This is a genomic window from Kocuria sp. LHG3120, assembly GCF_049897445.1.
Lineage (GTDB): Bacteria > Actinomycetota > Actinomycetes > Actinomycetales > Micrococcaceae > Kocuria > Kocuria rosea.
Genome location: NZ_JAFCWG010000003.1, coordinates 400168 through 420814 on the forward strand (window position 1 = coordinate 400168; position 20647 = coordinate 420814).

At 73.3% G+C, this 20647-nt stretch carries 20 protein-coding genes and 1 riboswitch; of the genes, 12 read left to right on the top strand and 8 right to left on the bottom strand.

All coding sequences use genetic code 11. The features are described from left to right. Nucleotides 1–82: 82 nt before the first annotated feature. Together ACP7CD_RS08690 and ACP7CD_RS08695 are read right to left on the bottom strand one after the other, a co-directional pair. A complete protein-coding gene (locus ACP7CD_RS08690) occupies nucleotides 83–2254 on the bottom strand; it encodes a S9 family peptidase (RefSeq protein ID WP_426120020.1) in 2172 nt (723 codons plus the stop codon). 378 nt (nucleotides 2255–2632) lie between these two features. Further along, a complete protein-coding gene (locus tag ACP7CD_RS08695) occupies nucleotides 2633–2887 on the bottom strand; it encodes a hypothetical protein (protein ID WP_426120021.1) in 255 nt (84 codons plus the stop codon). Nucleotides 2888–3122: 235 nt separating this feature from the next. Here ACP7CD_RS08695 and ACP7CD_RS08700 point away from each other — a divergent pair, with 235 nt between their 5' ends. Continuing rightward, nucleotides 3123–3398, top strand: a complete 276-nt coding sequence (locus ACP7CD_RS08700; RefSeq protein WP_426120022.1) for a hypothetical protein — start codon at nucleotides 3123–3125, stop codon at nucleotides 3396–3398. A 53-nt stretch (nucleotides 3399–3451) separates the two neighbouring features. Here the strand turns inward: ACP7CD_RS08700 and ACP7CD_RS08705 are convergent, their stop codons facing one another. Continuing rightward, nucleotides 3452–3781 carry a glycosyltransferase family 2 protein gene (locus ACP7CD_RS08705; protein WP_426120023.1) on the bottom strand — a complete coding sequence of 110 codons (330 nt, stop codon included), beginning with the start codon at nucleotides 3779–3781 and terminating at the stop codon, nucleotides 3452–3454. A 182-nt stretch (nucleotides 3782–3963) separates the two neighbouring features. Here ACP7CD_RS08705 and ACP7CD_RS08710 point away from each other — a divergent pair, with 182 nt between their 5' ends. Beyond that, nucleotides 3964–4743: a CPBP family intramembrane glutamic endopeptidase gene (locus tag ACP7CD_RS08710; protein ID WP_052132890.1), complete on the top strand. Its 780-nt coding sequence runs from the start codon at nucleotides 3964–3966 to the stop codon at nucleotides 4741–4743. Between the two features lie 23 nt (nucleotides 4744–4766). On the opposite strand, the gene ACP7CD_RS08715 is transcribed toward ACP7CD_RS08710, so the two are convergent. Continuing rightward, nucleotides 4767–5405 carry a VOC family protein gene (locus ACP7CD_RS08715; protein ID WP_031283179.1) on the bottom strand — a complete coding sequence of 213 codons (639 nt, stop codon included), beginning with the start codon at nucleotides 5403–5405 and terminating at the stop codon, nucleotides 4767–4769. A 142-nt stretch (nucleotides 5406–5547) separates the two neighbouring features. Continuing rightward, nucleotides 5548–5663, top strand: a riboswitch (SAM riboswitch). A 76-nt stretch (nucleotides 5664–5739) separates the two neighbouring features. On the opposite strand from ACP7CD_RS08715, the gene ACP7CD_RS08720 reads away from it, so the two are divergent. Both ACP7CD_RS08720 and metX read left to right on the top strand, forming a co-directional pair. Then, nucleotides 5740–7146: a bifunctional o-acetylhomoserine/o-acetylserine sulfhydrylase gene (locus ACP7CD_RS08720; RefSeq protein WP_426120024.1), complete on the top strand. Its 1407-nt coding sequence runs from the start codon at nucleotides 5740–5742 to the stop codon at nucleotides 7144–7146. Beyond that, nucleotides 7143–8327: a homoserine O-acetyltransferase MetX gene (gene metX / locus ACP7CD_RS08725; protein ID WP_109243392.1), complete on the top strand. Its 1185-nt coding sequence runs from the start codon at nucleotides 7143–7145 to the stop codon at nucleotides 8325–8327. Before ACP7CD_RS08720 ends, metX begins: the two co-directional genes overlap by 4 nt. A 34-nt stretch (nucleotides 8328–8361) precedes the next feature. Here metX and ACP7CD_RS08730 read toward each other — a convergent pair whose 3' ends face one another. After that, entirely contained in the window at nucleotides 8362–9243 is an 882-nt protein-coding gene (locus ACP7CD_RS08730) for an SGNH/GDSL hydrolase family protein (protein ID WP_017833822.1), read from the bottom strand. A gap of 81 nt (nucleotides 9244–9324) precedes the next feature. Here ACP7CD_RS08730 and ACP7CD_RS08735 point away from each other — a divergent pair, with 81 nt between their 5' ends. Further along, on the top strand, nucleotides 9325–10011 hold the full coding sequence (locus ACP7CD_RS08735) for an alpha/beta hydrolase (RefSeq protein WP_109268694.1): 687 nt from the start codon (nucleotides 9325–9327) through the stop codon (nucleotides 10009–10011). Here ACP7CD_RS08735 and ACP7CD_RS08740 read toward each other — a convergent pair. Beyond that, on the bottom strand, nucleotides 9995–10237 hold the full coding sequence (locus ACP7CD_RS08740; protein ID WP_035926391.1) for an RNA-binding S4 domain-containing protein: 243 nt from the start codon (nucleotides 10235–10237) through the stop codon (nucleotides 9995–9997). The genes ACP7CD_RS08735 and ACP7CD_RS08740 overlap by 17 nt on opposite strands. Nucleotides 10238–10433: 196 nt before the next feature. On the opposite strand from ACP7CD_RS08740, the gene ACP7CD_RS08745 reads away from it, so the two are divergent. Next, entirely contained in the window at nucleotides 10434–11816 is a 1383-nt protein-coding gene (locus tag ACP7CD_RS08745; RefSeq protein ID WP_017833819.1) for a glycine--tRNA ligase, read from the top strand. Further along, a complete protein-coding gene (locus tag ACP7CD_RS08750; RefSeq protein ID WP_336650018.1) occupies nucleotides 11816–12796 on the top strand; it encodes a GNAT family N-acetyltransferase in 981 nt (326 codons plus the stop codon). The genes ACP7CD_RS08745 and ACP7CD_RS08750 overlap by 1 nt, the downstream gene beginning before the upstream one ends. A 36-nt stretch (nucleotides 12797–12832) precedes the next feature. On the opposite strand, the gene ACP7CD_RS08755 is transcribed toward ACP7CD_RS08750, so the two are convergent. Next, entirely contained in the window at nucleotides 12833–14119 is a 1287-nt protein-coding gene (locus ACP7CD_RS08755) for an FAD-dependent monooxygenase (protein WP_336650017.1), read from the bottom strand. 34 nt (nucleotides 14120–14153) lie between these two features. Further along, nucleotides 14154–15461, bottom strand: coding sequence for an MFS transporter (locus ACP7CD_RS08760; RefSeq protein WP_241975692.1), 1308 nt, complete (start codon nucleotides 15459–15461; stop codon nucleotides 14154–14156). 158 nt (nucleotides 15462–15619) lie between these two features. On the opposite strand from ACP7CD_RS08760, the gene ACP7CD_RS08765 reads away from it, so the two are divergent. The 5 genes from ACP7CD_RS08765 (at nucleotide 15620) to dusB (ending at nucleotide 20634) form a co-directional block, all read left to right on the top strand. Next, complete coding sequence (locus ACP7CD_RS08765) at nucleotides 15620–16423, top strand: IclR family transcriptional regulator (protein WP_031283171.1); 804 nt, start codon at nucleotides 15620–15622, stop codon at nucleotides 16421–16423. A gap of 143 nt (nucleotides 16424–16566) precedes the next feature. Beyond that, nucleotides 16567–17667, top strand: coding sequence for a cupin domain-containing protein (locus tag ACP7CD_RS08770; protein ID WP_095651358.1), 1101 nt, complete (start codon nucleotides 16567–16569; stop codon nucleotides 17665–17667). A 116-nt stretch (nucleotides 17668–17783) separates the two neighbouring features. Next, nucleotides 17784–18611, top strand: coding sequence for a fumarylacetoacetate hydrolase family protein (locus ACP7CD_RS08775; protein WP_095651359.1), 828 nt, complete (start codon nucleotides 17784–17786; stop codon nucleotides 18609–18611). A gap of 24 nt (nucleotides 18612–18635) precedes the next feature. After that, on the top strand, nucleotides 18636–19376 hold the full coding sequence (locus tag ACP7CD_RS08780; protein WP_035926368.1) for a maleylpyruvate isomerase family mycothiol-dependent enzyme: 741 nt from the start codon (nucleotides 18636–18638) through the stop codon (nucleotides 19374–19376). 79 nt (nucleotides 19377–19455) lie between these two features. Then, nucleotides 19456–20634: a tRNA dihydrouridine synthase DusB gene (dusB, locus tag ACP7CD_RS08785; RefSeq protein WP_426120025.1), complete on the top strand. Its 1179-nt coding sequence runs from the start codon at nucleotides 19456–19458 to the stop codon at nucleotides 20632–20634. Nucleotides 20635–20647 lie beyond the last annotated feature (13 nt).

Below are 20647 nucleotides of genomic sequence, written 5' to 3' on the forward strand. Positions count from 1 at the left end.
CGGCCGCCGTGCCGTCGGGCGCCGTGCCGCTCGGCCGCGGGGGCCGGCGGGGCAGACCGCGCGCGGGACCCGCCGGCCCGGGTCAGGCGCCGGCGAGGCCCATCCGGTCCAGCACCCAGGCGTACTCCCAGGCCGTGTCCTTCCACTGCGAGTACCGCCCCGAGGCGCCGCCGTGGCCCCCGGCCATCTCGCAGCGCAGCAGCACCGGCTCGCCGGAGGTCGAGGCCTCCCGCAGCGCGGCGACCCACTTGGCGGGCTCCACGTAGAGCACCCGGGTGTCGTTGAGGCTCGTGACCGCGAGGACCGGGGGGTAGGGCAGCGGCCGGACGTTCTCGTAGGGGGAGTAGTCGCGCATGTACCCGTAGACGTGCGCGTCCTCGATGGGGTTGCCCCACTCCTCCCACTCGAGGGCCGTGAGCGGCAGGGACGGGTCGAGGATGGAGGTCAGCGGGTCCACGAACGGCACCGCCGCCAGCGCCCCGCAGTACCGCTCCGGGGCGAGGTTGAGCACCGCGCCCACCAGCAGGCCGCCGGCGGAGCCCCCCATCACCAGGATCCGCCGCTCGTCGACGTCCGGCCGGGCGGCGAGGTGGTCGGTGACCGCCACGTAGTCGGTGAACGTGTTCGTCTTGTGCAGCTTCTTGCCGTGCTCGTACCAGGTCCGTCCCAGCTCCCCGCCGCCGCGCACGTGGGCCACGGCCCAGACCACGCCGCGGTCCAGCAGGGACAGCCGGGAGACCGAGAACGCGGGGTCGGTGCTGTGCTCGTAGGAGCCGTAGGCGTACTGCAGCACCGGTGCCGGCACGGAGGGGTCGAGGTCGGCGCGGCGGACCAGGGAGACGGGGATGCGGGTTCCGTCGGCCGCGGTGGCCCAGTCCCGCTCCACCGCGTAGTCGGCGGGGTCGTAGCCGCCGAGCACCGTGGCCTCGCGCCGCAGCAGCGGCTCGGCGGGCAGTGCGCCGTCGCCCCCGGTGGCACCCGCCACGAAGAGGTCGTAGACGCGCGGGGGCGTCGTGAAGGACGTGTAGGACAGGCGCACCACGGGGGCGTCGTGCTCCGCGGCGGAGACGCTCGCGGTGTAGAGCTCCTCGGCGAAGGCTGGTTCCACGGGGGCGGCCTGGGCGTCAGTGCCCAGGCCGGCGAGCGGGAGCAGCCGGACCCGCAGCGTGGTGTCCGCCCGGACGGAGACCACCAGGTGCGTGGCCGTCACGGCGCAGCCGTTGACGCGGACGGTGTCCGAGGCCGGCACGACGTCGCGCAGGGCCACCTCCGCGACCGGGCGGCCGAGGTCGGCCGGGTCCATGAGGGAGATCCGGGAGTTCGGGGCCTCGTGGTCGTGGGTCAGCAGGATCTGTTCCCGCCCGTCCAGCAACAGGGGCTCCGCCTCGTAGAGCACCCGGTCGGTGCGGGGCAGCACCACCCGCAGCGGCGCGTCCGGGTCCGCGACCGGCTGGATGAGCTGCTCCGAGAACTCGGAGCACATGGCCTCCACCACGATCCAGCGCCGGTCCGCGGACAGGCCCGCCCCGAGCCACAGGCCGGGGTCGGCCTCCTCGTGGACGACGACGTCCTCGGCCACCGGGGTGCCCAGCTCGTGCCGGCGCAGCTGGTGGGGGCGCCAGGACTCGTCCACCACCGTGTAGTACACGGCGCGCGCGTCCGGGGTGAGGAAGGACCCGTAGAACGTCCCGGGGATCTCGTCGGCGAGCAGCGCCCCCGTGGTGAGGTCCCGGACCCGCAGGGTGAAGCGCTCGTCGCCGGTGACGTCCTCGGCCCAGGCCAGCAGCTCCCCGTCCTCGGAGACGTCGAAGCTGCCCAGGGAGTAGAACTCGTGCTTCGCGGCCTCCGCGTTGGCGTCGAGGAGCACCTGCTCCCCGGCCATGGGGGTGCCGGGCTCGACGACGGGCGGGGTCCAGTCCGCGATCACGTCACCGGTGGTCACGGCCGGGACCCGGCAGAACACCTGGTGCGCGCCGCCCTCCACGGTGCGGGCGAAGTACCACCAGGCGCCGCGCCGGCTGGGCACGGACAGGTCGGTCTCCTGGGTGCGGTCCTTGATCTCCCCGAAGATCGTCTCCCGCAGACCCGTGAGGTGGGCGGTGGCGGACTCCGCGTACTCGTTCTCCGCGGTGAGGTGGGCCAGCACCTCGGGGGAGTCCTTGTCCCGCATCCACTCGTACGGGTCGGAGAACACGTGGCCGTGAAAGGCGCGCTCGACGGGCTGCTGGCGGATCTGCGGGGGAAGGACAGTCATGGCCCCCATCCTAGGGAAGACACGCGGTGGCCCCTCTGCGGCCTCGGTGACAGCCACCGTTCTGGAGACCTCCACCGGTGGTGCCCGGAGCGAGGGGTGATCTGTCTGACCGGGACCCGGCCGCGTATTCGGGTCGGTGGGTGCCGTTCGGGAGCGGTGCCGGCTTGCGCAGGGGCACCACCTCGTTGGTGCTGCCCAGGGCGACCTGCGCCGGGGTGGGCTCCGCCGGGTTCCATAGTAGCTCCGAGCAGGAGAAGCCGGCCCACAGCATAGTCGTCGCGGTCTCGGTGAGGTGCTCGATGATGCGCACCCCCTGGTGCTACACCCGGGAGAGCGCGTCGTCGTGGTTGAGCCCCAGCTCCGTGTTGCATAGGTTCATCACCTGCTCCGGCACCCCCGGTCGTCCAGGTGCCAGTCCGCGGTGAGGATCGGTTGCAGCACCGCCTCGAGCGCCGCCGCCGGGTGGGTCTCCGTGCGCATCATGTCGTACGTGACCACAGAGGCGGGGAACTGGAGCTCAGCGGCCCAGTCGTACGGGGATTCGACTGCGTACTTCTGCCGGGTGCGTCCGGCGGGGACGCCGGTGGGCTTGAAGCCGCCGGGGTGGCCGAGCTCAGAGTGGGGGGTGCTCATGGCCCCCCCGTAAAGGAATCAGGCCGGGAGCGGGGAGAGGCCGGGGGTGTCGGAGGGTGCTGCGTTTGTAGCGCCCAGAGTGCAACAAATGCAGTGCGAACCTGTCATCAGGTCACGGGCCGGTCACGATGCCGTGATGTTCCTGGGGAGTAGCTGGGCGGGCCTGCCACGGTGGAGCCAGCGTCCCGGGGGAGGGGCGTACCCGTCAGAACACCGCTTTTCAGGGGGATCCACCATGTCCAGAATCATCCGTGGCACTGTCGCCGCCGCCTTCGCCGCTGCCATGCTCGCCGCCCCAGTCGCCGCCCAGGCCGCCCCGTCCAACCCGTGCGACCGCGCGACGGAGAACTGGGGACAGCAGGTGCGGTGCGCGAACCAGACCGAGAACGCCTACCCGGGCAACACCAGTCGCGGGGAGTACGTCAGCGACCAGGCCCAGGACGACGACGGCCCCGGGTACGGCTGGGAGATCCAGAACCTCGACACCAACATCGGCAACCAGCGCAACTAGCCCTGGACACAGAACGGCCCCCGCACCCACCGGGTGCGGGGGCCGTCGCCTGCCTAGCCGAAGATGCTCATGTCACCGATCTTCGGGGTGGGGAACGGCGGCTCCGGCGCCAACTGCGGCAACCCCTCGTAGGCCAGGGCGATCCGGTCCAACGTCTGCCACCCCTCCCGGTTCACCAGGCGCCGGGAGAGGGAGCCGGGCTGGCCGGTGCGGTACAGCATCGTCGGGTTGGGGCACACGTACATCGAGTTCGCCGCCTGGACCTTGGCGAGCATGGCGGTGTCCTCGAAGTAGTTGCCCAGCCGCTCGTCCCAGTCGCCCACCTCCTGTAACGCCTTATTGCGGAACAGGCCGGCAGAGGGGCGGGAGGGGTAGATGGCCACGTAGCTGTCGCGCTTGTGCCACGCCGCCTGCGCCCTCCCCTTCTCCGCCTGCCGGTGGGACAGCCCCGTGACCGGGCGTCCCTCAGAGGACGGGCCGCGCCGCCGAGGCAACAAGGACGGGCCCGGGGGCGCCCGGCGCGGGCTGCGCGGGGCGGCCGGCGGGCCGGTGCCAGAATGGCCGCATGAGCACCCCCGCCCACCTCGCCCCGCGACCGCCCGCCTTCGGCTCCACCCGCGCCGACCTGTGGCTGCAGGTGCTCCTCGTGCTCGGGGTGTCCCTGGGCGCCTCGGCCCTCTGGGCCGCGCTGTCCCTCGCCGAGCACCTGGCGCGCGGACCGCTGTCCGAGGCGCAGGCCACGATGAACCCGCCGCTGAGCCCGCAGCCCCTCATCGACCTGCTGCGCCAGCTCACCGGGATCGCCCTGGACCTGGTGCCGGTGCTGCTCGCGCTCTACCTGCTAGCCGGCTCCGCCGGGGCGCTGGGCACCGTCCGCCGGCGGATCGGCCTCGACGCCCGGATGCCCCTCCCGGACCTGGGCCTCGGCACCGTGCTCTTCCTGCTCATGGGCCTGGGCACGCTGGCGCTCTACGGCGCCGGCCGGGCCCTGGGCGTCACCGCGGAGGTGACCACGTCCGGGCTCGCCCCGCACTGGTGGACGGTGCCCGTGCTGCTGCTCTCGGCCGTGCGCCACGCCCTGGTCGAGGAGGTCGTGGTGGTCGCGTTCCTGACCGACCGGCTGACCCGCATCGGGTGGAGCTGGCCCGTGGTGCTGGTGGTCACGGCCCTGTTCCGCGGCAGCTACCACCTCTACCAGGGGATCGGGCCCTTCCTCGGCAACGTGGTGATGGGCCTCGTCTTCGCGGAGCTCTACCGGCGCACCGGCCGGGTGATGCCCCTCGTCGTCGCGCACTTCCTGCTGGACGCCGTCGGCTTCCTCGGGGCAGCCCGGCTGCTGGGCTGAGCCCCGCCCCGCGGTGCCCGGCCTCAGATGGTGACGGCGCCGTCCGGGGTGCTGAACGAGACGGAGAGCACCCCGGGGGTGCCGTCCGGATAGCGCCAGTCGACCTCGAGGTCCTCGAGCGCGGTCTCGACGGGGGCGCCCAGCCACTCGGCGACCCGTTCCGGGGCACCGGCGATGGTCATCCCCGCGAGCCCGACGTCCGTGATCCGCGCCTGGGACGGGTGCATCTCCGGGGCGGAGTCGAAGTGGATCATGAACGGCAGCTGCGGATCGGCGATCAGGCCCTTGACGCCGATCTGGTGCCACTCCAGGCACCGGCCGTCCGGGAACACCCGGTGGCCGGGCACGGAGCGGCGCCCCAGGCGCTGCTCGAAGGGGGCGAGGTCCTCGACCTCCACGACCCAGCCCAGCCAGCCGCCGCCGGCCGCGGACCGGGCCCGCACGGCCTGCCCGAAGGGGGCCTTCTCCGCCGCCGGGTGCTGGAGGACCTCGACGACCTCCACGTACTGGTGGTTCGTGAGCGGCAGGATCATGTTGCGGGTGCCGAAACGGGGGTGCACCCCGCCCTTGACCGGTTCGATCCCGAGCTGGTCGGCGATGCGCTCGGTGGTGGCCTCCAGGCCCTCCGGGCGGCAGGCGTAGGACACGTGGTCGACTCTCATGGGCACATCGTGGCACCCTGTGAGTTTCGTCTCCAAATCGGTCCGCGACGCGCCGGGCACCGTGCGGGCGGCACCCCGGCCGGGGCGTCACGCCCGACCCCGGCTTGACGCCGTGCGGGCCTGATCCGGAGAATGCTGTCCAGGTCATGAGCGCCAGCGTCCAAGCCCCAGCTAGCTGGCCGGCAACCCTCCACCGCGGTGGGGTGCCCTGGGTGAAGACCAGGCTCCTCGCGTCCGGCGAGCGAGCAAGCGCGGGTCCCCGGCGCCCGGCCGTTCCCGGCCGCACCGCCTCGGCCGGGACGGGACCCCTGAGATCCACAAGGAGTCCCACGGCATGTCCGATCTCCCCGCCTCCAGCACCGACGCCTCCGCCGCCCGCACCGACGCGGCCGAGCGCCCCACCCCCGAGAACCCCGGGGGCTGGGCCTTCGAGACCCGGCAGATCCACGCGGGGCAGAGCCCCGACCCGGTCACCGGCTCGCGCGCCCTGCCGATCCACCAGACCACGTCCTTCGTCTTCCCCGACGCCCAGGCCGCCGCCGACCGCTTCGCGCTCGCCGAGCTCGGCCCGATCTACACGCGGATCGGCAACCCGACCACGGAGGTCGTGGAGAACCGGATCGCCGCCCTGGAGGGCGGCGTGGGCGCCCTCATGCTCAGCGCGGGGCAGTCGGCGACGACGTTCGCCGTGCTCAACGTCGCCGGCGCGGGAGACCACCTCGTGGCCAGCCCCAGCCTGTACGGCGGGACCTACAACCTCTTCAAGTTCACGCTGCCCAAGCTCGGCATCGAGACCACCTTCGTCTCCGACCCCGACGATCCCGAGGCGTGGCGGCGGGCGGTCCGGCCGAACACGAAGGCCTTCTTCGCCGAGACGATCCCGAACCCGCGCAACGACGTCCTCGACATCGAGACGGTCTCCGGGATCGCCCACGACCACGAGGTCCCGCTCATCGTGGACAACACCGTGGCGACCCCCTACCTCGTCCAGCCCCTGCGCTGGGGCGCGGACGTCGTGGTGCACTCGGCCACCAAGTTCCTCGGCGGGCACGGCACGGCCATCGGCGGCGTGATCGTCGACTCCGGGGCCTTCGACTACGGCCGCTACCCGGACCGCTTCCCCGGCTTCAACCAGCCGGACGAGTCCTACGGCGGCCTCGTCTACGCCGAGGCCCTGGGCGCGGAGGGGCCCTTCGGCGTCAACCTGTCCTACATCCTCAAGGCCAGGGTGCAGCTGCTGCGCGACCTCGGCTCGGCGATCTCCCCGTTCAACGCGTTCCTCATCGAGCAGGGCATCGAGACGCTGTCCCTGCGGATGGAGCGGCACGTGGCCAACGCCGGGACGGTGGCCCGCTGGCTCGAGGCCCGCGAGGACGTGCGCTCGGTGTCCTGGGCCGGGCTGGAGTCCTCCCCGTGGCACGAGCGGGCGCAGAAGTACGCGCCCCGGGGCGCCGGGTCGATCCTGGGCTTCGTCCTCGACGGCGGCCGGGAGGCCGGGGCCGCCTTCGTGGACGCCCTGACCCTGCACTCGAACGTCGCCAACATCGGCGACGTGCGCTCCCTCGTGATCCACCCCGCGTCCACCACGCACAGCCAGCTCCTGCCCGAGGAGCAGCTGGCCGCCGGCGTGGAGCCCGGCTTCGTGCGCCTGTCCGTGGGCCTGGAGCACATCGACGACATCCTGGCGGACCTGGAGCAGGGCTTCGCCGCGGCCGCGGCCGCGCAGGGAGGACAGGAGTGACCGTGACGGTCGTGAGGGGCTCCGGCGCCGGGACCGCCGTCCGCGAGGACGGCGTGCCGCGGGTCGCCGGGATCGGCGAGCTCGAGCTCGAGTCGGGCTTCCGGCTGCCCGACGTCCGGATCGCCTACGAGACGTGGGGGACGCTCGCCCCGGACGCCTCCAACGCGGTGCTCGTCGAGCACGCCCTCACCGGGGACACCCACGTGGCGGCCGGCCGGGCCCGCCCCGGCGCCCCCGAGGCCGAGCGGCGCGCCGCCGAGAGCGGCGGCTGGTGGGAGGGCCTGATCGGCCCCGGCGCCGCCATCGACACGGACCGGTGGTTCGTGGTCTGCACCAACATCGTGGGCGGCTGCTACGGGTCCACGGGCCCGGCGACCCCCACGCCGCCGAGCGTGGACCCCGAGGGCCGCCCCTGGGGCTCCCGCTTCCCGCTCATCACCGTCCGGGACTCCGTGCACGCCGAGGCGGCGCTGGCCGACGCCCTCGGCATCGACGCCTGGCGCCTGGTCATCGGCGGCTCCATGGGCGGGGCCCGCGCCTTGGAGTGGGCCGTGACCTACCCGGACCGCGTCCGGGCGTGCGCGGTGGTCGCCGCGTGCGCCCAGTCCAGCGCCGAGCAGCTCGCGTGGGGCCAGGCGCAGAACCTCGCGATCCGCCAGGACCCGCACTTCCGCGGCGGGGACTACTACGACGGCCCGCTGCCCGTCACGGGCCTGGGACTGGCCCGGCGGATCGCCCACATCACCTACCGCTCGGCCGACGAGCTGCACCACCGGTTCGGGCGCTCGCCGCAGGCCGAGGAGCAGGTCATCGACACGCACGCCGGCGGGCGGGGGCGCTACCAGGTGGAGAGCTACCTCGACCACCAGGCGTCCAAGCTGGCGGGCCGCTTCGACGCCAACAGCTACCTCGCCGTCAACGAGACGCTCATGTCCCACGACGTCGCCCGGGGCCGCGGCACGCTCGAGGAGGCGCTGTCCGTGACCTCGTGCGAGTGGCTCGTGGCGGCGGTGGACTCCGACCGGCTCTACCTGCCCCGCGAGTCCGACGTCCTGGCCGCCGCGCTGCCCGGGGACGTCCGGCGGCACACCCTGACCTCGCCCTCGGGCCACGACGGCTTCCTCATCGAGGCTCCCCAGCTCGGCAAGCTGCTCGTGGAGACCGTGCTGCCCGAGCGCTGAGCCGGGACGGGGGTCCTCAGCCGTTCCCGCTCGCTCAGCCGTCCGCGGCACCCCGGTCGTCGCCGGGGCCCGCCCCGGGTCCCTCGCCGGGCGCGACGCCGCCCCCGGGCACGGTGGGGGTGCCGAAGTGCGGCCGCTTCGGCCGGACCTGCGCCCCGGAGCTGGTGCGCCGGATCCGGCGGGCCACCCACGGGCGCAGATAGCGGTGGGCCCAGACGAGGTCCTCGCCGCGGGCCTGCCGCCAGGACGAGGGCGGGCGGTCGGGCACCACCTCGGGCACGAGGCCGTGCGCGAGGCCCAGGGTGTCCAGGGCCTCGACCGCGATCCGGTGGTGGCCCAGGGGCGAGAAGTGCAGCCGGTCGGGGTCCCACATCGCCGGGTCCGCGAGCTCCCGCAGCCCCCACAGGTCCACCAGCACGGCGTCGTGCCGGGACGCGACCACGCGCACGTTCTCGTTGTAGACCGCGATCCGGCCCCGGATCCCGCGCAGCACGGGCGTGGCGCCGATGTCCGGGCCGCCGACCAGCACGACCGTCGCCCCGTTCGCCGCGAGCCGGCCCACGACGTCGTCCATCTCCTCGGCGATCGCGTCCGGGTCCCCGCCGGGGCGCAGCATGTCGTTGCCGCCCGCGCAGACCGTCACGAGGTCCGGGGTCAGCTCCAGGGCCGGTGCCACCTGCTCGTCGACGATCTGGCGGAAGAGCCGGCCGCGGATCGCGAGATTGGCGTAGGACAGGCCGGGGGCGAGGCGGTTCAGCTCCTCGGCGACCCGGTCCGCCCAGCCGCGGTGCCCGCCGGGGGAGCCGGGGTCCGGGTCCCCGATGCCCTCCGTGAACGAGTCGCCGATCGCCACCATGCGGCGCCACGGGTGGACGGGAGGTGCGGTGTCCGGGGGCCCCGGCGTCGTCTCGGTCATGCCTCCCGGTCTACCACCGGGCCCGGCGGGCGTCCACGCGCCCGCGCCGCGGGCCCCGGGACCGGGTGGCACACTGGTGCCATGACCGACGCCACCGTCCCGACCGGGACCGCCACCCCCTTCGCCGTGTGGAGCAGGGACGCCGACGCCCGCCCCGGCACCCCGCTGCTCGTGCTCCTGCACGGCTACGGCTCGCACGAGCAGGACCTCATGGGTCTCGTCCCGGCCCTGCCAGGCGAGTTCAGCGTGGCGTCCGTGCGCGCTCCCCAGCCCGCCGGGTTCGGCTACCAGTGGTTCCCGCTCGCCGCGGACCTCAGCTTCTCCCTCGACCGGGTGGCCGAGGCCGTGGAGCCCGTCGCGGCGTGGCTGCGGGAGCTGGCCGCGGACCACCCCAGCACCACGCTGCTGGGGTTCTCGCAGGGCATGGCCATGGCCACGTCCCTCGCCCGGCACATGCCGGGCGAGATCGCCGCCGTGGTGGGGCTCTCCGGCTTCGTGGTCCCCGGCGAGCACCCCCTGTTCGCCGACGAGCAGCTGCGGGAGCGGCCGCTGCGGATGTTCTGGGGCCGTGACCCGCAGGACCCGGTCATCCCGCAGGAGCTCGTCGACTCCACCGCCGAGTGGGCGCTCGAGCACGCCGACGTCATGAAGGTGCACTACACCGGGGTCGGCCACGGGATCAGCCCGCAGGAGGTGGGGCACGTGCGCGAGTACCTCACCCAGGTGGTGCTGGGGGACCCGGACCGCCCGGTCAGCCGCCCGCGGTGATCCGCACCGAGGCGCCCCCGGCGGAGACGACGTCCCCCGGGTGCAGCTGCCGGCCGCGCCGCGTCTCGACCTCGCCGTTGACCGAGACCTGACCGTCCTCCACCAGGCCCCGGGCGTGCGCCCCGTCCTCGGCGAGGTTCGCCAGCTTGAGCGCCTGGCCCAGCCGGATCATGTCGTCGCGGATGGGCAGTTCGTCGGGGCCGCCGGGCTGCTGGGGAGTCGTCATGCCCCCATTGTCCCAGGTCCCGTCCGGTCGGCGGGCACGGCGGGAATTGGCTACCCTGGGACGAGGACGTCGCCCGCGGCGTCCTCGTTCGTGACGGCCGACGACGGCCGGTCCCCGCCCGGCGCACCGCCGGGCCACACCACCCACCACGCGCGTCCGCAGCCGGCGGTCGGGCGAGACCCTGGAGGAATCCCACATGGCCCCCAAGTCCACGCTGGACAACGTCATCTCGCTGGCCAAGCGCCGCGGTTTCGTGTTCCAGGCGGGTGAGATCTACGGCGGTTCCCGCTCCGCCTGGGACTACGGGCCCCTCGGCGCGGAGCTCAAGGAGAACATCAAGCACGAGTGGTGGCAGACCTTCGTGCGCGGGCGCGAGGACATGGTGGGCCTCGACTCCTCGATCATCCTCCCGAAGGCCGTGTGGGAGGCCTCGGGTCACGTGGCGACCTTCACGGACCCGCTCGTGGAGTGCACCTCCTGCCACAAGCGCGCCCGCCAGGACCACCTGGTCGAGGCCTTCGAGGAGAAGAAGGGCCGCGCCCCCGAGAACGGCATGGCCGAGATCCCCTGCCCCAACTGCGGGACCAAGGGCCAGTGGACCGATCCGCAGCAGTTCTCCGGGCTGCTCAAGACGTTCCTCGGCCCGGTCGACAACCAGGAGGGCCTGCACTACCTGCGGCCCGAGACCGCCCAGGGCATCTTCGTGAACTTCAACAACGTGGTCACCGCCGCCCGGAAGAAGCCGCCGTTCGGCATCGGGCAGATCGGCAAGGCGTTCCGCAACGAGATCACCCCGGGCAACTTCATCTTCCGCACGCGCGAGTTCGAGCAGATGGAGATCGAGTACTTCACCCACCCGTCCGAGGCCGGACACTTCTTCGACGAGTGGGTCGAGGCGTGCTGGAACTGGTTCACGGACCTGGGCATCGACCCGGACCACATGCGCCGCTACGACGTCCCCGAGGACGACCGGGCGCACTACTCCGCCGGCACCATCGACATCGAGTACCGGTTCGGCTTCCAGGGCAACCCGTGGGGCGAGCTCATGGGCGTGGCCAACCGGACCGACTACGACCTCGGCGTGCACAACGAGCACTCCAACACGGACCTCAGCTACTTCGACCAGCAGACCAACGAGCGCTACGTCCCGTACGTGATCGAGCCGTCCTTCGGCCTCACCCGGTCGATGATGGCCTTCCTCGTGGACGCGTACACCGAGGACGAGGCCCCCAACTCGAAGGGCGGGGTGGACAAGCGCACGGTCCTCAAGCTGGACCCGCGCCTGGCCCCGGTCAAGGCCGCGGTGCTGCCGCTGTCCCGCAACGAGGACCTCTCGCCGAAGGCCAAGGACCTGGCCGCCGAGCTGCGCCGGAACTGGAACATCGACTTCGACGACTCGGGGGCGATCGGGCGCCGCTACCGCCGCCAGGACGAGATCGGCACCCCGTTCTGCATCACGGTGGACTTCGACACCCTCGAGGACCAGGCCGTGACCATCCGCGAGCGGGACGCGATGACCCAGGAGCGCGTGGCCCTCGACCAGGTGAAGTCCTACCTCGCCGGGAAGCTCGTCCGCTGATGAGCGGCGCGCTGACCGGCCCCGGGCCGCGGCCCTGGCGGGACGGGGACGACCTGCGGCTGCTCGAGGTGTGGCCCGACCCGGAGACGCCCCAGGCCGCCGCCTTCCGGGCGACCCTGCGCCCCGACGACGACGCCCCGTGGTCCCGCACGGTCGTGGCGGAGGACTCCGGCGTGCCGGTCGCCGCCGGCACGGTCTACGAGTCGGCGCTGCACCCCTCGAGGCTGTGGGCCTACGTGGAGGTCGCCCCCGACCGCCGCGGCGAAGGGCTCGGACGGGCCCTGCTGGAGCGGCTGCGCACCGAGGCGGCGGGCTCGCCCTCGGGCGTGCAGGCCCTGCGCACGAAGGCGGCGCCCGGCTCGGCCGGCGAGCGCTTCGCCCGGGCCGCCGGCCTGGACCCCGTCCAGGACTCGCGCGTGGTCCGGGTGGCCGCCGGGGCCCTGCCCCTCCAGCCGCTGCGGGAGCACCCCGACGGGACACCGGCGCAGGCCGTCGAGGACCTGGCCACCGGCTCGGTCGAGCTGACCCGGGCGCTGTGGGCGTTCTACCGGGCCGTGCACGCCTGGGACGAGCCGGCGGACCTGTCCGTGGGACGGGTCAACCAGCTGTTCCTCTCCGACGCCGCGCACGCCTTCGGGGCGCTCGTGCTGCGCAACGGCGTGGGCCCGGGGGAGCGGGGCAGGATCTCCGCGTTCGCCGTGAGCTACCGGCCCGTCGAGCTCGACGCCGCCCCCGGCGTCCCCGCCCCTGAGGACGCGCCGGACGAGCCCGCCCACGTCGTGCTCGGCTGGACGCCGGGGGACGCCGCGGCAGGTCCCGCGCTCGAGCAGCTGCTCGCGCTGCTGGCCCACCACCACCCCGTGCAGTTCCAGGTGGACGGGTCGATGGAGCCGCTGACCGCCGTCGTCGACAACCTCCTGGCGGCCGGCGCCGCCACGGTCGTGGAGACCTCCGTCGTCCTCGCGGAGCCCGGGGACTGAGCGCCGGTGCCGGGTCCGGCCGGCGCGGGGACGTGCTCAGCCGGCCGTGCTCGCGTCGACGCGCCGGACCTCGGCCCGGTCGCCGGCCTCGGCGCTGACCTCGGCGCCGGTGTAGTCCTGCTCCCCGTAGAGCCAGTCGGTGTAGTCCCAGATGCCGTGCCGGTCCGCGGACTTCCACAGCATGTTGCGCACGGTCCGCTCGACCGGGCCGGTGAGGTGCCAGGACTCGCCCCACACCCGCGCCGTCGTCTGGATCCGCGCGGTGCGCGGCTGGCGGACGGCGTTGTACTCCCGGAACACGGCGTTCCACCGGGAGGCGTCGTGGTGCTCCGGGTCCGCGAACACGGACCGCGCGGCGATGGCCTCCAGGGCGGCGGCGTCCTCGAGGGCCTGGCAGGCGCCCTGGGCGAGGTACTGCAGCATCGGGTGCGCGGCGTCGCCGGCCAGGGCGATGTTGCCGTCCACCCAGTTCTCGATCGGCACGCGGTCGAACATGGGCCAGCGCTGCACGTGGCTGAGGTTGTCGAGCGCCGCCCGGACCTCCGGCACGCAGTCCCGGTAGGCCTCGCGCAGCTCGGCGTCGCCCTCGTAGACGAGCTGACCGGCGGCGAAGGACGGCGAGCGGTAGACGGCCACGGTGTTGAACAGCTCTCCCTGGCGCAGCGGGTACTGCACGAGGTGGCACTCGGGGCCCATCCACACGACCACGGCCTCCATGTCCCCGGCGTGGGTGATCTGCGAGATCGGCAGCGCGCCGCGGTAGGCCACGTACTCGGAGCCGACGGGCTGGTCGTCGGAGAGCTGCGCGCGGACCACGGACCTGATCCCGTCCGCGGCGACGATCGCGTCCGCCTCGAAGACCCGGCCGTCGTCCGCGGTCGCCCGGGCCACGGCGCGCCCGTCGACCTCCACGTTCTCGGTCTTCGCCACCCGGACGTTGTTGTGCAGGTTCACGCCGAGCTCGGCGCACTCCTCCATGAGCAGGCGGTGCAGGTCCGAGCGGTGGGCCACGATGTAGGGGGCGCCGTAGCGCTCGTAGTACTCGCCGGTGACGTCCTCCCGGAGCAGCTCCTCGCCCGTGAGGGCGTCGCGGAAGACGATGTACCGGGGGGCCACGCCGGTCTCGACGGCCCGGTCGAGCACCCCCCACTCGCGCAGCAGGCGGGTGGCGTTGGGTGACATCTGCAGGCCGGCGCCGACCTCCCCGAACTCGGGGGCCTGCTCCACGAGCTCGACCTCCGCGCCGAGCCGGCGCAGGGCGAGGGCGTTGCCGAAGCCGCCGATGCCGCCTCCGATGACGAGGACCTTGGTGTGCTGTGCCATGGTGGTGATTCCTTTCGAGCTGTGCTGGACGGTGTCAGGCGACCGGCTGGGTCCGTACGACCCGGGGCGCCTGGCGGGCCTTGGTGATGACGGGCAGGAGGGCGAACTGCAGGACCGTGGCGACGGCCGCCGCACCCGCGAAGAGGAGGAACACGGGGTGGACGCCGTCGGCGGGGTCGGCGTAGGCGCCGAGCACGAGCCCCGCCGTCTGCGGGGCGAGGACGGCGCCGATGCGCCCCACGCCCAGGGCCCAGCCGAGCGCGGTGCCGCGGAGGCTGTCCGGGTAGTACAGGGTGATGGCGCCGATGATCAGGGACTGCGTGCCGTGCGTGCCGACACCGGCGAGCACGAGCATCAGGTAGATCAGCCAGACCGGCTCGTCGCCGACGACCATGATCACGAGCAGCCCGGCCGCGGCGGCGCCCGAGGCGACGGCGCCGGTGAGCACCGGACCGAACCGGTCCCCGGCCCAGGCCGTGAGCACGGAGCCCAGCACCGCGCCGAGATTGAGGACGAGCGCGAACGTCAGGGCCCCGCCGATCTGCGCGCCCTGCAGCCGCATGAGGTTCGGCAGCTCGGTGCCCAGCCCGTACCAGGCGAAGAGGGTCGCGAGGGTGGCGGCGGCGAACAGGATGCTCATGGTCAGGTGGGGCGGGCGGAGCAGGGACCCGAAGCCGGGCCCGTGCATCTGCGCGGCGGCCGCGGCGGCCCGCTGCTCCGGGCCGGGGTCGGCGGGGATCACCTTCAGGGCCACGGGCACGAGCACGACGAGGGCCAGGACGGGGAAGACGAACATCCACCGCCAGCCCTCCCAGCCGAGCCAGTCCGCCGGGATCACGGGGATGCCGGTCAGGGCGGCGAGCGAGCCGCCGATCGGCACGCCGGACATCATGAGCGTGGCCATGGCCGAGCGCCACCGGGGCGGGATGAAGTCCGCGGCGAGGGCGTTGGCCGAGGGCACGAGACCGCCCAGGCCGAGCCCCGCCACGAGGCGCAGCAGCGCGAAGACCCACTCGTCGGGGGCCACGGCGCACGCCACGGTCGCCAGGGAGAACACCACCGTGCACCAGACGACCGTCTTCTTCCGGCCCAGCCCGTCGGAGAGCCGCCCGGCGAAGACCGCCCCGATCATCATGCCGAGGAACGCCGAGGAGCCCACCGTGCCGGCGGTCGCCTGGGACATCCCCCACTCCTCCATGAGGGAGGGCTTGACCGTGCCGAAGACGATGAGGTCGTAGCCGTCGAAGACGATGAGCAGCCAGCAGACCAGCACGGCGATCCATCGGGCGCGCCGGCCCACCGGGGCGGGCGGGGCGGCGGCGGCAAGAGCCGTTGCGGACATCGGGACTCCGTTTCACAGGTGAGGGGCGCCACCGGCGTGCGGCGCGTCACACCAGGATGTGCCCGTGACCGGCACGCCCCGAAACTTATTCTGCTGGATGGAACAAACGGTGTGTCGTGGATCTCCATCGGGGTGCGGCGGGCGCCTAGACTGGGCCCGTGCAGAACCAGGACCTGGAGCGGAAGCCGGCCTACTCCCTGCAGTCCGTGGACAACGTCCTGCGCCTGCTCCAGATGCTGCGCGACTCCGGCGGGGTGCGGCTCAAGGACGTGGCGCAGGAGCTGGGCGTCGCCCCCTCCACCGCGCACCGCCTCCTGTCGATGCTCGTCTACCGCGGCTTCGCCGTCCAGGACGACTCCCGCCGCTACCTCGCGGGGCCGGGGCTCGGCGTCTCGGTCCCCGAGTCCGGCTCGCACAGCCGGCTGCGCGCTCTCGTGCAGCCCTACCTGGAGCTGCTCAGCGAACGGACCCACGAGACCACGAACCTCATGGTCAGGGTCGGCACCACGGTCCGCTTCCTCAGCTCCGTGGAGGGGGCGGGGCTGCTCAAGGTCGGCGACCGGCGCGGCGCCGTCCTCCCGGCGGCCGCCACCTCCGCGGGCAAGCTCCTCCTGTCCTACCTCTCCGAGGAGGACCTCGCGCGGCTGTTCCGCACGGGCTCGGCCCGGACCGTGGGGGAGTACCTGGACGAGGCCGCCTTCGGCTCCTTCGTCCGGTCCCTGGCGATGATCCGCTCCGTGGGACTGGCCTTCAACCGCGAGGAGGCCGAGCGCGGCGTCTCCGCCGTGGCCTGCGCCGTGCGCGATCCCGAGGGGCGCCCCCTGGCCGCCCTGTCGGTGTCCGTGCCCGTGCAGCGGGCCGGCGTGATCGAGGACCGGGCGGTGATCCGGGCGCTGCGGGAGGTGTGCCGGGAGATCGAGGGCGAGATCGCCGCGGAGATCGAGTCCGGCCGGCCCCGGTGAAGCGGCCGTGGAGCACCGGAGGAAGTTTCCATCCAGCAGAATTCATTGCCGGTCCCGCCGGTGCCTGCTCTAGCGTGGCCAGTAACTCACATCACAGCGCAGGGTGGTCCGCCCCGCGACCCGCGAGCACCGAGGAGCTCACCATGAGTCACGACAACCAGATGACGGTCCCGGCCCCCACGCCTCAGGAGCAGGCCCAGCTCGACGCCCTCTACCAGGACTTCGAGTCGGGCCACATGGTCCCGCTGTGGACGGAGATCGGCAACCTCATGCCGGAGGCCCCGGCCTCGGCGGCCGTCCCGTTCGTGTGGGAGTGGAAGAACCTGCTGCCGCTGGCCGAGCGGGCCGGGGACCTGGTGCCCGTGGGCCGCGGCGGGGAGCGCAGGGCCATCGCGCTGGCCAACCCCGGTCTGGGCGGGCGCCCGTACGCCACCCCCACCCTGTGGTGCGCCATCCAGTACCTCGGCGGCCACGAGGTGGCGCCCGAGCACCGGCACTCCCAGAACGCCTTCCGCTTCGTGGTCGAGGGCGAGGGCGTGTGGACCGTGGTCAACGGCGACCCGGTGCGGATGTCCCGCGGGGACTTCCTGCTCACCCCGGGCTGGAACTTCCACGGCCACCACAACGAGCTCGATGCGCCCATGGCGTGGATCGACGGCCTCGACATCCCGTTCGTGCACTACACCGACACCGCGTTCTTCGAGTTCGGCATCGACCGGGTGACCGACGAGTCCACCCCGGAGTTCTCCCGCGGCGAGCGGCTGTGGTGCCACCCGGGCCTGCGGCCCCTGTCGGGTCTGGGCAACACCGTGTCCTCCCCGATCGGGGCCTACCGGTGGGAGCACACCGACCGGGCGCTCACCGAGCAGCTGGCCATCGAGGACGAGGGCTACCCCGCCACCGTGGAGCAGGGGCACGCCGCCGTGCGCTTCGTGAACCCCACCACCGGCGGGGACGTCATGCCCACCATCCGGGCCGAGTTCCACCGCTTCCGCCCCGGCACCGAGACCCGCACGACGCGGGAGGTCGGCTCCAGCGTCTACCAGGTCTTCGAGGGCCGCGGCCGGTTCGTGCTCGACGGCGAGGTCCGGGTCGTGGAGAAGGGCGACCTGGTGGTCGTCCCGTCCTGGACAGCCTGGCAGATCCAGGCAGAGACCGGGTTCGACCTGTTCAAGTTCGGCGACCAGCCGATCGTCGAGAAGCTGAACTTCAACCGCACCTTCGTGGAGGGCGAGGAGAAGTAGCACCGCACCTCCGGCGCGCGGAGCGGACCGCCCCGCGCGCCGGACCACGTCCGTGGCGCCCCGCCGGGCGCCGCCGCACACCGACCCCCACATCCCGACCCAGGAGACACGGACCGATGAAGCTTGCAACCCTGCGCACCAACGGGACCACCACGGCCGCCCGCCTCGACGGCGAGGTGTTCACCGAGATCGAGGGCTGCCCCGACCTCGGCGCCCTGCTCGCGGAGGAGAACTGGCAGCAGATCGCCGCCGACGCCTCCGGGCCGACGCACCCGGCCGCCGGCGCCGAGCTCGAGACGATCGTCGCCGACCCCGGCAAGGTCCTGTGCGTGGGGCTCAACTACAAGAGCCACATCCAGGAGATGGGCCGCGACCTGCCGTCCTACCCCACGATCTTCGCCAAGTTCACCGAGACCCTCACCGGCCCGAACGACGACATCGAGGCCGTCGCCGAGGACCCCCAGCTGGACTGGGAGGGCGAGCTCGTCGTCGTCGTCGGCAAGCGCGCGTACAAGGTGGACGAGGCCGACGCCGGTCAGTACATCGCCGGGTACGCCGCCGCCAACGACATCTCCATGCGCGAGTGGCAGTTCCGCACCAAGGAGTGGCTGCAGGGCAAGATCTGGGCGAAGTCCACCCCGGTGGGCCCCGTCATGGTCACCGCCGACGAGTTCGACCCGAAGCAGGCCGTCCTGCACACCCGGGTCAACGGCGAGACCATGCAGGAGCACTCGATCGGGGACCTGCTGTTCACCCCGGAGCACCTCGTGGCCTACTTCTCCACGATGCTGCCGCTGAACCCCGGGGACATCATCCTCACCGGCACCCCCGGCGGGGTGGGCCGGGCCCGCAACCCGCAGGTCTTCCTGAAGTCCGGCGACGTGGTGGAGGTCGAGATCGACGGTCTGGGCGTGCTCACCAACAAGATCGTCGACCCCGCCTGAGCGCGGGCACGAGAGGAGTCAGCCATGGTCGCCCGTCAGGACCTCACCACCGACGAGGACCTCAAGGCCCAGCTGCTGCTGGTGCGCCGCGGCACGGCGTTCTGGTCCCGCAAGGTCAACGAGCTCACGGACGACGAGCTCGACGGACCCTCGCTGCTGCCCGGCTGGTCCCGCCGGCACGTCCTCGCCCACGTCGGCTACAACGCCCGCGCCCTGACCCGGCTCGTGCAGTGGGCCAACACCGGGGTGGAGACCCCGATGTACTCCTCCCCTCAGGCCCGCAACCAGGAGATCGCCTACGGGGCGACCCTGCCGTCCCGGGCGCTGCGCCACCTGAACGACCACGCCTCGGTGTCCCTGAACGTCGAGTGGCGGGACACCCCGGAGGCGGCGTGGGGCCACGAGGTGCGGACCGCCCAGGGCAGGACCGTGCCGGCCACGGAGACCGTCTGGATGCGCAACCGCGAGGTCTGGATCCACGCGGTCGACCTCGACAACGGGGCCCGCTTCTCGGACGTCCCGGCCGAGGTCCTGACCCGGCTGCTGAAGGACGTGACCGGCAACTGGGCGGGACAGGACAAGGACCCCGGGCTGCGGATCCAGGTCTCCGACGCCCCGGAGCTCGGTGAGCTCGGGGCCGGCGCCGGCCAGGACGCGGGGATCCTGGTGCGCGGGGACCTGGCCGCGGTCGCGCAGTGGGCCTCCGGGCGCGGCGGGGCCCGCCTCGAGGCCGGCGCCGACGTGGCGAACCCGCGCTGGATCTGACCCGCGCCGGCCGGCGCAGGGCCCCGGGGAGCACCCCGGGGCCCTGCGCCGCTGCCGTCCGTGAGAGAATTCCCCGGTGATGGACACCCGTACCGAGAACCACCCCGCCCGGCTCGACCTGCCGCCCCTGCACCTGGGCGCGCTCACGATCGACGTCCCCGTGGTGCTGGCGCCGATGGCCGCAGTCACCAACAAGGCGTTCCGCCGGCTGTGCCGCGAGTACGGCGGCGGCCTGTACGTCACCGAGATGGTCACGGCCCGCGCCCTCGTGGAACGCCGGCCCGAGTCGATGCGGATCATCGACCACGACCCGGACGAGACGCCCCGCTCCATCCAGATCTACGGCGTGGACGCCGTCCACGTCGGGCAGGCCGTGCGGATGGTCGTCGAGGAGGACCGGGCCGACCACATCGACCTGAACTTCGGCTGCCCCGTCCCCAAGGTCACCAAGCGCGGCGGCGGCTCCGCCCTGCCCTGGAAGACCGACCTGTTCACCGCGATCGTGCGCACCGCCGTCCAGGAGGCCTCCCGCGGGAACGTCCCCGTGACGGTCAAGATGCGCAAGGGCATCGACGACGGCCACCTCACCTTCCTCGAAGCCGGCCGGATCGCCCGCGACAGCGGCGTCGCGGCCGTGGCCCTGCACGGGCGCACCCTCGAGCAGCACTACTCGGGGACCGCGGACTGGGACGCCATCGCGCAGCTGCGCGAGGCCCTGCCGGACGTGCCCGTGCTCGGCAACGGGGACATCTGGAGCGCCGAGGACGCCGTGCGCATGGTCGAGCAGACCGGCGTGGACGGCGTGGTCGTCGGCCGCGGCTGCCAGGGCCGGCCCTGGCTCTTCGGGGACCTGCAGGCCGCCTTCGAGGGCCGCCCCGACCGCTTCCGCCCCGGGGTGGACCAGGTCGCCCGCACGATCTACCGCCACGCCGAGCTGCTCGTGGAGATGTTCGGCGACGAGGCCAAGGGGCTGCGCGACATCCGCAAGCACGTCGCGTGGTACTTCAAGGGCTACCCGGTGGGCGGTGAGCTGCGCGCCAGGATGGCCCAGGTGCCGGATCTCGCGACCCTGCGCGAGCTGCTGGACGAGCTCGACCTGTCCCTCGGCTACCCGGGCGAGGCGGTCGAGGGCCCGCGCGGCCGCGCCGGCTCCCCGAAGAAGCCGCACCTGCCGGACGGCTGGCTGGGCTCCCGCGAGCTGGGGGACGCCGAGCGGCTGGGGCTGGTCGCGGCGGAGCTCGACGTCTCCGGCGGCTGAGCCGTCCCCACCA

Bases quoted from the DNA above. Each gene is read 5' to 3' on its own strand.
- ACP7CD_RS08700 (WP_426120022.1), top strand. From the start codon at position 3,123: ATGTCCAGAATCATCCGTGGCACTGTCGCCGCCGCCTTCGCCGCTGCC.
- ACP7CD_RS08755 (WP_336650017.1), bottom strand. From the start codon at position 14,119: ATGGCACAGCACACCAAGGTCCTCGTCATCGGAGGCGGCATCGGCGGC.
- ACP7CD_RS08740 (WP_035926391.1), bottom strand. From the start codon at position 10,237: ATGACGACTCCCCAGCAGCCCGGCGGCCCCGACGAACTGCCCATCCGC.
- ACP7CD_RS08780 (WP_035926368.1), top strand. From the start codon at position 18,636: ATGGTCGCCCGTCAGGACCTCACCACCGACGAGGACCTCAAGGCCCAG.
- ACP7CD_RS08775 (WP_095651359.1), top strand. From the start codon at position 17,784: ATGAAGCTTGCAACCCTGCGCACCAACGGGACCACCACGGCCGCCCGC.
- ACP7CD_RS08730 (WP_017833822.1), bottom strand. From the start codon at position 9,243: ATGACCGAGACGACGCCGGGGCCCCCGGACACCGCACCTCCCGTCCAC.
- ACP7CD_RS08715 (WP_031283179.1), bottom strand. From the start codon at position 5,405: ATGAGAGTCGACCACGTGTCCTACGCCTGCCGCCCGGAGGGCCTGGAG.
- ACP7CD_RS08760 (WP_241975692.1), bottom strand. From the start codon at position 15,461: ATGTCCGCAACGGCTCTTGCCGCCGCCGCCCCGCCCGCCCCGGTGGGC.
- ACP7CD_RS08770 (WP_095651358.1), top strand. From the start codon at position 16,567: ATGAGTCACGACAACCAGATGACGGTCCCGGCCCCCACGCCTCAGGAG.
- dusB (WP_426120025.1), top strand. From the start codon at position 19,456: ATGGACACCCGTACCGAGAACCACCCCGCCCGGCTCGACCTGCCGCCC.
- ACP7CD_RS08735 (WP_109268694.1), top strand. From the start codon at position 9,325: ATGACCGACGCCACCGTCCCGACCGGGACCGCCACCCCCTTCGCCGTG.
- ACP7CD_RS08745 (WP_017833819.1), top strand. From the start codon at position 10,434: ATGGCCCCCAAGTCCACGCTGGACAACGTCATCTCGCTGGCCAAGCGC.
- ACP7CD_RS08690 (WP_426120020.1), bottom strand. From the start codon at position 2,254: ATGACTGTCCTTCCCCCGCAGATCCGCCAGCAGCCCGTCGAGCGCGCC.
- ACP7CD_RS08750 (WP_336650018.1), top strand. From the start codon at position 11,816: ATGAGCGGCGCGCTGACCGGCCCCGGGCCGCGGCCCTGGCGGGACGGG.
- ACP7CD_RS08710 (WP_052132890.1), top strand. From the start codon at position 3,964: ATGAGCACCCCCGCCCACCTCGCCCCGCGACCGCCCGCCTTCGGCTCC.
- ACP7CD_RS08695 (WP_426120021.1), bottom strand. From the start codon at position 2,887: ATGAGCACCCCCCACTCTGAGCTCGGCCACCCCGGCGGCTTCAAGCCC.
- ACP7CD_RS08720 (WP_426120024.1), top strand. From the start codon at position 5,740: ATGTCCGATCTCCCCGCCTCCAGCACCGACGCCTCCGCCGCCCGCACC.